Source organism: Paralimibaculum aggregatum (assembly GCF_030270585.1).
GTDB lineage: Bacteria > Pseudomonadota > Alphaproteobacteria > Rhodobacterales > Rhodobacteraceae > Thermohalobaculum > Thermohalobaculum aggregatum.
Genome location: NZ_BSYI01000080.1, coordinates 1 through 9,293 on the forward strand (window position 1 = coordinate 1; position 9,293 = coordinate 9,293).

Annotated in this window: 8 protein-coding genes and 1 riboswitch; of the genes, 4 read left to right on the forward strand and 4 right to left on the reverse strand. The window is 73.1% G+C overall.

All coding sequences use genetic code 11. From position 1 onward, the window contains the following. The 4 genes from QSJ97_RS23945 to QSJ97_RS23960 all read right to left on the reverse strand — a co-directional run. Window positions 1-228: hypothetical protein (locus tag QSJ97_RS23945; RefSeq protein ID WP_285674988.1), on the reverse strand; the 228-nt coding region annotated here is incomplete at its 3' end. Between the two features lie 101 nt (window positions 229-329). Continuing rightward, window positions 330-2,126, reverse strand: a complete 1,797-nt coding sequence (locus QSJ97_RS23950) for a PAN domain-containing protein (protein ID WP_285674989.1) — start codon at window positions 2,124-2,126, stop codon at window positions 330-332. A 193-nt stretch (window positions 2,127-2,319) separates the two neighbouring features. Continuing rightward, window positions 2,320-3,444, reverse strand: a complete 1,125-nt coding sequence (mltA, locus tag QSJ97_RS23955) for a murein transglycosylase A (RefSeq protein ID WP_285674991.1) — start codon at window positions 3,442-3,444, stop codon at window positions 2,320-2,322. A gap of 26 nt (window positions 3,445-3,470) precedes the next feature. Further along, window positions 3,471-4,319: a 3-oxoadipate:acetyl-CoA acetyltransferase gene (locus tag QSJ97_RS23960; RefSeq protein ID WP_285674992.1), complete on the reverse strand. Its 849-nt coding sequence runs from the start codon at window positions 4,317-4,319 to the stop codon at window positions 3,471-3,473. A 266-nt stretch (window positions 4,320-4,585) separates the two neighbouring features. Between QSJ97_RS23960 and aroQ the strand changes: the two genes are divergently transcribed. The 4 genes from aroQ to QSJ97_RS23980 all read left to right on the forward strand — a co-directional run bounded on the left by aroQ (window position 4,586) and on the right by QSJ97_RS23980 (window position 9,135). After that, the gene (gene aroQ, locus QSJ97_RS23965) at window positions 4,586-5,029 is read left to right on the forward strand and encodes a type II 3-dehydroquinate dehydratase (protein WP_285674994.1); all 444 of its coding nucleotides are present in this window, start codon (window positions 4,586-4,588) and stop codon (window positions 5,027-5,029) included. Between the two features lie 56 nt (window positions 5,030-5,085). Next, a riboswitch (cobalamin riboswitch) is annotated at window positions 5,086-5,295 on the forward strand. A 144-nt stretch (window positions 5,296-5,439) separates the two neighbouring features. Continuing rightward, window positions 5,440-7,374 carry a TonB-dependent receptor plug domain-containing protein gene (locus QSJ97_RS23970; RefSeq protein WP_285674996.1) on the forward strand — a complete coding sequence of 645 codons (1,935 nt, stop codon included), beginning with the start codon at window positions 5,440-5,442 and terminating at the stop codon, window positions 7,372-7,374. 19 nt (window positions 7,375-7,393) lie between these two features. Beyond that, window positions 7,394-8,383 (forward strand): FecCD family ABC transporter permease, encoded by a 990-nt coding sequence (locus QSJ97_RS23975; RefSeq protein ID WP_285674998.1) that lies wholly within the window; start codon window positions 7,394-7,396, stop codon window positions 8,381-8,383. After that, a complete protein-coding gene (locus QSJ97_RS23980) occupies window positions 8,380-9,135 on the forward strand; it encodes an ABC transporter ATP-binding protein (RefSeq protein WP_285675000.1) in 756 nt (251 codons plus the stop codon). Before QSJ97_RS23975 ends, QSJ97_RS23980 begins: the two co-directional genes overlap by 4 nt. The last annotated feature ends 158 nt before the right edge of the window (window positions 9,136-9,293 follow it).

Here is a 9,293-nt window from a genome sequence, read left to right on the forward strand (position 1 = left end):
CGGCGCGAGGCCCGGCCAGGCGCGCGCGGCACCGATCTCCGGCGCGCGGTTCTCGGGAGCGGGAGCGGGGGCGACGAGCGTCTCCGGGCGCTGCACCGGCAGCACCGAGGCCCAGAGGGAGCCGGATGCGGAACCGGGCGCAGGGTCGGGCACGGGATCCTGGGCAAGGCCGGCAAGGGGAAGGATGCCCGCGATCAGGGCGATCGCGAAACCGGCCGCGTGTCTCACACAAAGCGCTCCCGTTATGGTTTTCCGCGCCGAGGCCTGCTCGATGCCGCGACTATACCGCCGCACCGCCGCGCATTCAATCCGGCCCCGTTCTTCCCCTGTCAGCGCCCGATGCGATCCGTCATCTCGCCCGAAACCGCGTATTTGTAGGTCGATCTCTTGGCGAAACCCGACTTGGTGAAGCAGATGTTGTGCTGGGTGTTGTAGGTGTAATACTTGCAGCCGCTGTCGCGCCGGCAGATGTTCTTGCAGTCCTCGTGGCTGACCTGGCGGATCATGCGGCGGTCGAGATATTTCGCGCCGGAATTGTCGAGATCGACCTGCTCCATCACGCGGATGCGGTCGCGGTCCACCGGGATCACCACCGGGCCGGGCTCGGGCGCGGCCGGCGACTGGCGGCGCAGCCGCGCCAGCTCGGTATCGAGGCGGCGGTTCTCGGCGGTCAGCCGCTCGACCTCGCGGACGCGGGCATCGAGGCTCTGGCGCAGGGTGGCGATGTCGCGCTCATGCGTCCGGATCCGGGAGTTGAGCGCGGAGATCTCGGAGTTGTAGCGCCGGGCCTGCTCGCGATAGCTCTCGATCCGGGTGTTGTAGTCGCGGATCTGGCGCTCCAGCCGCTCGATCTCGGCGCCGCTGTCCTGGCTGCCCTGCACCGGCAGGCTGCCCTTGAGGATGCGCAGCTCCTCGGTGAGCCGGTCGCGCTCGCCGCGGGTCTCGACGAGATCGGCATTGACGCCGGCCAGACGGCCCTGGAGCTGGGTCTTGCTGTAGCGCTCCTGCGCCAGCTCGCCGCGCAGGCGGTTCATCTCGGAGCGGTTCTCGTTGAGCTTGCCGAGCGCCTCGTCGAGCTGGTCGCGCAGCAGCCGGGTGTCGCGGCGGGCGTTCTCGAGCGCGGTCTCGAGCTCCTCGGCGCGGCCGCTGCCTTCGCTCTCGAGCTGGCGGATGGTGGCGTCGAGCGCGGCGATCTGGCGGTTGAGATCGCCGATCTCGCCGTTCAGCTCGCCGATGCGTTCCTCGAGATTGCCGGCGCGGCGGCGCTCGCGGTCCATCTGGGCGCGGGCCTCGGCCACCGCGCTGCGCATCCCGGCCTTCTCGTCCTCGGCGGTGCCGAGCCGGCCCTGCAGCGCGGCGATCTCGGTCTCGAGCCCGGCATTGCGGGCCTGCAGCACCGCGAGATCCTCCTTCACCGCGGCGAGCTGCTCGACCAGCTCGTCCCGGGTCGCGCCCTCGGTGAGCAGCGCGAAGCCGAGATTCTCGGTGCCCGGCTCCTGCGGGTCCTTGGGAAACATCCGCACCAGCGCCCAGTCCTCGTTGCCCTCGATCCAGCCGAGCACGCGGAAGCGCTCGCCCTCGGTGATCATGCCGAGCATGTCCTGGAAGTTCTCGATCGACTGGTAGACGATCACCGGCTCCTCGGCCACGCGCCAGTCCGGGTTGACGTCGAGCCGGAACAGGCAGCGCCGCTCGTCGTCGGAGAGCTCGTGCACCCCGGCGGTGAGGTCGGAGGAGAAGAACTCGCTGTCCTGCCCGTCGACGAACTGGCCGATGCTGATGGCGATGTCGAAGCTCGGATCGTCGCGCCGGCGCCAGCTCAGATTGACCACGAGCTGCGTGCCGCCCTCGCTCAGCCGCGGCACCACCGCGGCGCGGTCGAGATCGTTGGTGTTGAGCCCGAAGATCAGCGCGTTGCGGAACTTGCGCTGGATGAAGCTCGACAGCGGCGTGCAGACCACGCCCTGCGAGTTGTCGCGCGGCTGGCGGATGAAGATCTGCGCCGGGGTGTCGCGGCCGAAATCGCGGATGTGCATCTGCGTGGCGAGCCGGCCGATGGTGTCGCGGAGCTGCTCCTCGAGCGGGTCGGCCAGGGCGCTGCCGCCGGCGAGGAACTGCGCAGCCACGAGCGCTCCGAGAAGCGCCCGGAGGGCCAGCGCTCGGAGGGGGCCGTCACAGCGCATCCTGAACTCCACTCATTCCGGGCATGACGCCGTCCCGCTCTCCGTAAGGGCACGCTAGCAAAGGTGTCAGCATGCTGCAACTCGGCTATGGCCGGGGCAGGCGGCGCTTTGCCCGCGCCGGGCCGGCCCGCGCCGCCTATTCGGCGGTGAAGGCGGCGGGCACCGGCAGCCCCTTCGGCAGCAGCAGGGTGTAGCGCCCCTGCCCCTTCATCCGCCCGGCCTGCTCCGCCGCCGCCGGGCCGGTGCCCCAGAAGAAATCGGCCCGCACCACGCCCTTGATCGCGCCGCCCTTGTCCTGCGCCGCCATCAGCCGGCGGATCGGCGCGCCGCCGGAGGGATGCACCGTCTCCAGCCAGAGCGGCGCGCCATAGGGGATGTGGCGCGGGTCCACCGCCAGCGAGCGGCCTGGGGTGAGGTCCACCCCCTGGCTGCCCTGCGGCGCGTCATGGCCGAGCCAGTCGAAATAGACATAGGAGCGGTTGACGTTCATCAGCGCCTGCCGGCGGCCGGGATTGTCCCGCATCCAGGCCACGATCGACTGCATGGTGATCGCCTCGAGCGGGATCTCGCCCCACTCGACCAGCGCCCGGCCCACCGCGGTGTAGCCGTAGCCGTTGAAGCGGACATAGCGCACCCGCCGGCTGCCGCCCTCGGCGAGGCGGATCACCCCCGAGCCCTGGATGTCGAGGAAGAAGGCCGCCACCGGGTCGTCGAGCCAGACCAGCTCGAGCCCCTGCCCGGCGAGCCCGCCGGCGGCGATCTCGGCGCGGGTCTGCCGGCGCAGGCTGTCGGCGGATGGCGGGCGGTAGAGCGGCACCTGCTCCGGGCTCCGCCGGGTCAGAGAGCCGGTCAGCTCCGGCTCGAAATAGCCGGTGATCAGCCCCTCGGCGCCGGCGTCGCGGTCGAGCACCCGCCAGGGCCGGAAGGCGCGCTCGACCGCCGCGCGCACCGCGGCGTCCGGCGCCCCCTCGGGCAGCGCCAGCAGCGGCGCGCAGGCCTCCAGCCAGGGCCCACGGGCGGAGAGCCGCGGCGCCGGATCGGGCGGGTCGGTCGGCGTGCCGGCACGGATCGCCGCGCAGCTGTCGCGCAGCGCCGGCAGCGCCTCCGCGAGATCGTCCGCGCCCCAGCCGTCGAGCGCCGCGAACGCGGTCGCCACGAGGCGCATCGGCGGCGGCGCGGCGCCCGCCGCGCCGGCCGGCGCCAGCGCGATCCCCGCCAGCAGCCCCGCCCCCATCAGCCGTCCGATCGCCCTCGCCGTCATCCGCCGCTCCCTCTTCCGCCGCCGGCTCAGGCCGCCGGGCGCAGGTCGAGCATCGCCCGCGCCTGCGCCGGGGTCGCCACCGGTCGTCCGTAGCGTTCGCAGAGTTCCACCGTGCGCCGCACCAGCGCCGCGTTGGACGGCGCCAGCGTGTCGCGGTCGAGCCGCACATTGTCCTCGAGCCCGGTGCGGCAATGGCCGCCGGCCGCCACGCACCATTCGTTGAGCGTGATCTGGTGGCGCCCGATCCCGGCGGCGCACCAGTCGGCCTCCGGCATCAGCCGGCGCGTGGTGGCGACGTAGAAGTCGAAGACCTCGCGGTCCACCGGCATGGCGTTCTTCACCCCCATGACGAACTGGATGTAGAGCCGGCCGGGGATCCGCCCGTCGCGGTTCATCGCCGCCGCCTGGAAGATGTGCGAGAGGTCGAAGGCCTCGATCTCCGGCTTGATCTGGTGCGTGCGCATCTCGGCGGCGAGCCAGTCGACGAGGTCCGGGCTGTTCTCGTAGACCCGGCTGGGGAAGTTGTTGGAGCCGACGGTGAGGCTCGCCATGTCGGGCTTCAGCGGCAGCATGCCGCCGCGCTCGCGCCCGGCGCCGGAGCGCCCGCCGGTGGAGAACTGCACGATCATGCCGGGGCAGTGCGCCTCCAGCCCCTCCTTGAGCCGGGCGAAGCGCTCGGGGTCGGAGGTCGGGGTCTGGTCCTCCATGCGGACATGGCAATGCGCGATGCTGGCCCCGGCCTCGAAGGCCTCCTGGGCGCTCTCGACCTGCTCCTCGACGGTGATCGGCACCGCCGGGTTGTCCTCCTTGCGGGGCACCGAGCCGGTGATCGCGACGCAGATGATGCAGGGCTTCTCCGAAAGGGCGGCGCTCATGGTCGGGTGATCCTCTCTCTGTCTTTTGGCGCGGAGTCTAGCGGCCCCGGCCCGCCGGGACCAGATGCTGCCGGGGCCGGATGCGCCGGCGCGGGTGGGCGCATGGCGGCGGGCCGCGGCGGCCGGGCCCGGTGCCGCGGCGCCGCCATGCCTCGGCCGCCGGGCCCGTTCTCCCGGTCTCGCGCCCTTTGCCGGCGCCGCCCGCCTGTGCGAGAACAGGGCCGAGCGGGGGCCGCGCCCCCGGACCAGCCCGGAGAAGGCAGCCGATGCACCGCGAGATCCACATCCTCAACGGCCCCAATCTCAACCTCCTCGGCAAGCGCCAGCCCGAGATCTACGGCCACGAGACGCTGGCCGATGTCGAGCGCCGCTGCCGCGCGCTGCTGCCGGAGGGGACGGGGCTGGTGCTGCGCCAGTCGAATCACGAGGGCCAGCTGGTCGACTGGATCCAGGAGGCCCGCGCGGCGGCCTGCGGCATCGTCATCAACCCGGCCGCCTACACCCATACCTCGGTGGCGATCCTCGACGCGCTGCACGCCTTCGAGGGGCCGGTGATCGAGGTGCACATCTCCAACGTGCACAAGCGCGAGGCGTTCCGCCACCACTCCTATGTCAGCCTGCGCGCCGACGGGGTGATCGCCGGGCTCGGCATCGAGGGCTACGAGGCGGCGGTGCGGCGGATCCTCTCCCTCACCGGCGCCGCGGGCTGACACCCCGCCCTGCCGCGCCGGGCAATTTCGCGGTTGACCCTCGGGCCGGCGCGGCGCTAGATCGGCGCGGCTCTGGTTCCGTGCCGCCCCGGCGGCGCGGATAAAAGGGAACGCGGTGCGGCCATCTCGATGGCCCGAGCCGCGGCTGCCCCCGCAACTGTGAGCGGCGAGCCCCGCGCCTCGTGCCACTGGCCCAACCGGCCGGGAAGGCGGCGCCGGGGCCCTGACCCGCAAGCCAGGAGACCTGCCAGGGTCGTCACCCTTCCGGGGCGCGGGGCGCGCCATCGGAGCGGCAGATCCGCAGCGGTGAGTTTCGACGGTCACCGGCGGAGCGGCACCCTCTCCCCTTCGTCGGCCCAAGCCAACCGAGGCGGCCCGGCCCGAGCGCTCGTGGCCCGCACGAAAGGGACATGACGATGCAGAGAAGGCCCCATCTGGCCGCCGCCCTGGCCATCGCCCCGGCGCTCGCCGCCGCCGCCGCAGCCGCGCAGGAGCCGCTGGTGCTCGACGAGCTCCTCGTCACCGGCGGGCGCACGCCGATCGGCGTCACCGAGACCGGCCGCGCCTATACCGTGATCACCGGCGACCAGCTCGCCGCCCAGGGCGCGCGCTATGTCTCGGACGCGCTGCGCCAGGTGCCCGGCGTCGCGGTGAGCCGCGGCGGCAGCCTCGGCGGGCTCACCCAGATCCGCGTACGCGGCGCCGAGAGCAACCAGGTGCTGGTGCTGATCGACGGGGTGGAGGTCGCGCCCGCCGGCAATGGCGAGCTGGATTTCGGCAGCCTCGTGGTCGCCGATATCGAGCGCATCGAGGTGCTGCGCGGCCCGCAATCGGCGCTGTTCGGCTCCAATGCCGCGGCCGGCGTGATCCAGATCATCACCCGCCGCGGCCGGCGCGACGACCTCGCCTTCCGCGCCCGCGTCGAGGGCGGCTCCGACGGCACCGCGCTGGCCACCGCCAGCCTCGCCGGCGGCGGCGATACCTGGGACGCCGCCTTCTCCGCCAGCATGCGCCGGGCCGACGGCTTCAACATCGCCACCGGCTTCGGCGACCGCGAGGGCGAGATGGACGGCGACATGAACCTCACCCTCAACGCCAAGGGCAACTGGGACCTGACCGAGGATTTCGCCCTCGGCGGCGTGATCCGCTATGTCGACCGCAATTCCGAGACCGACGACCAGAGCTTCCCTTTCCCGGCCGATGCCACCAGCGGCTTCGTGATCGACAGCGACGACGTCAACGAGTCGCGCGACGTCTCGCTCGGGCTCTTCGCGCGCTACGAGATGCTCGACGACGCGCTGGTGCACCAGCTCCGCTTCGACTTCACCGACAACTACTCCGACGCGCTTTCCGACGGCGCCTCGACCTTCCGCAACGAGAGCCGGCGCTACAAGGGCAGCTACCAGGGCAGCTATGCCTTCGAGACCGGGCCGGTGAGCCATCTCGTCACTGGGCTGGCGGAATACGAGCAGGAGGAGAACGAGGCCACCACGGCGCGCCAGTCGCGCACCCTCTTCGGCCTCGCCGGCGAGTATCGCGGCAGCATCGGCGGCTTCGACCTGCAGGCCGGCCTGCGCAACGATTTCAACGACGAGTTCGAGGACGCGCTCACCTTCTCGGTCAGCGGCTCCTACACCGTGGCGCCCACCGGCACCCGGCTGCACGGCTCGGTCGGCCGCGGCGTGACCAACCCGACCTTCTTCGAGCAGTTCGGCTTCTCGCCCGACTTCTTCATCGGCAACCCGAGCCTCGAGCCCGAGCGCACCTTCATGTGGGATCTCGGCGTCGAGCAGCCCTTCCTCGACGGGCGGCTGGTGCTTGATGCCACCTATTTCCGCGGCAAGGTGACCGACGAGATCATCTCGGGCTTCGATGCCGATGCCGGGCTCACCACCTCGGTCAACGCCACCGGGGAGAGCCCGCGCCAGGGCGTCGAGCTGGCGCTCACCGCCTTCCCGACGGATGCGCTCTCGATCACCGCGAGCTACACCTACACCCTGGCCGAGGAGGGCTCCACCGGCCGGCAGGAGGTGCGCCGGCCGCGGCACATGGCGGCGCTCGACGTCACCTGGGGCTTCCTCGACGGGCGCGGCCGGCTCAACGTCAACGCCGCCTACAACGGCGAGCAGCGCGACCTCGACTTCTCCGACGGCTTCTTCGGCGTGCAGCCGCTGGTGACGCTGGACGACTACGTGCTGCTGAGCGTCCAGGGCAGCTACAAGGTGACCGAGAATGTCGAGCTCTATGCCCGCATCGAGAACGCCGCCAATGTCGACTACCAGGAGGTCTACCGCTTCGAGACGCAGGGCGTGGCGGGCTTCGCCGGCATCCGGCTGGAGTTCTGAGCACGGGGGGCCGCGGGAGATGCGCTATGGCCTGCTCCTCGCGGTGCTCGGGCTCACTGTGGCGGGGCTGTTCGCGGCCTCGCTGATGGTCGGCCCGGCCGGGCTGGGCCTGCGCGAGAGCCTCGCCGCGCTGTTCGCCGGCGAGGGCGAGGCGGCGGTGCTGGTGATGCGCGAGATCCGCCTGCCGCGGGCGCTGCTCGGGGTGATGGTGGGCGCGACGCTCGGGCTCTCCGGCGCGGCGCTGCAGGGCTATCTGCGCAATCCGCTGGCCGAGCCGGGGCTGATCGGCGTCTCGCCGGCGGCGGCGCTCGGCGCGGTGATCGCGATCTACAGCGGGCTGGCGGCGAGCCTGCCGCTGGCGCTGCCGCTGCTGGCGCTGGCCGGCGCGGTGCTGGCGGTGCTGGCGCTGCTGGCGCTGGCCGGCGGGCATGGCGGCTCGATCACCCTGATCCTCGCCGGCATCGCGATCAGCTCGCTGGCCGGGGCGCTGACCTCGCTGGCGCTCAACCTCTCGCCCAACCCCTTCGCGGCGCTGGAGATCGTGTTCTGGATGCTCGGCTCGCTGGCCGACCGCTCGATGGAGCATGTCTGGCTCGCCCTGCCCTTCACGCTGCTCGGCTGGGCGCTGCTGGCCGGGCTCGGCCGCGGGCTGGATGCGCTGACCCTCGGCGAGGATGCGGCGGCGAGCATGGGCGTGCGGCTCGGCCGGCTGCGCCTCGCGGCGGTGCTCGGCACGGCGAGCGCGGTGGGCGCGGCGACGGCGGTGGCCGGCGCCATCGGCTTCATCGGGCTGGTGGTGCCGCATCTGCTGCGCCCGCTGGTCGGCGCGCAGCCCTCGCGGCTGCTCACCGCCTCGGCGCTCGGCGGCGCGGCGATGCTGCTGGCCGCCGATCTCGCGGTGCGGCTGATCGCGCCGGAGAGCGATCTCAAGCTCGGGGTGCTGACCGCGCTGGTCGGCGCGCCGTTCTTCCTGTGGCTGGTGATCGCCAAACGGAGGGAGATGCTGTGACCCTGCTCGCGCTCGAGGATCTCTCGGCCCGGCTCGGCGGGCGCCGCGTGGTGGAGGGGGTGAGCCTCAGCGTCGGGCCGGGGGACTGCGTCGGCCTGATCGGGCCGAACGGCGCCGGCAAGTCGACGCTGCTGCGCGCCGCGCTCGGGCTGCTGCCGGCGGAGGGCCGCTCGAGCCTCGCGGCGCTGGCGCCGGCCGAGCGGGCGCGCGCCGCCGCCTGGCTGCCGCAGGGGCGCGAGATCGCCTGGGACGTCTCGGTGGCGGTGCTGGTCGGCCTCGGTCGGGCGCCGCATCGCCGCCGCGGCGCGCCGATGTCGGCGGCGGACCGGGCGGCGGTGGCCCGCGCCATGGAGGAGACCGACACCGCGCGGTTCGCCCGGCGGCCCGCCCGGGCGCTCTCCGGCGGCGAGCAGGCGCGGGTGCTGCTGGCCCGCGCGCTGGCGCAGGAGACGCCGCTGCTGCTCGCCGACGAGCCGGTGGCCGCCCTCGACCCGCTGCACCAGATCGCCACCATGGCGCATTTCGCCCGGCTCGCCGCCGGGGGCCGCGGCGTGGTGACGGCGCTGCACGATCTCGGGCTGGCGGCGCGCTGGTGCACGCGCATCGTGCTGATGGACCGCGGCCGGGTGGTGGCCGACGGCCCGCCGGCGGCGGTGCTGACGCGCGAGCGGCTGCGCGCGGTCTACGGCATCGAGGCGCTGGTCGAGACGCGCGACGGCACGCTCCTCGTGCAGCCGCTGGCGATCGCATGACGGGCCGGTTGCCGGGCATTTGGGCCGCGCAGGCGCGCGGGTCGTGGCTCGGCTTGCAAGGGCTTCGGAGCGTCCTGCCCGGCCCCGCCGCCGCCTGTGCCCGCGGGTCGCGGCCCGCGCGCCGCGGAAAGCCCGGCGGTCGGGTTGTCCCCGCCGCC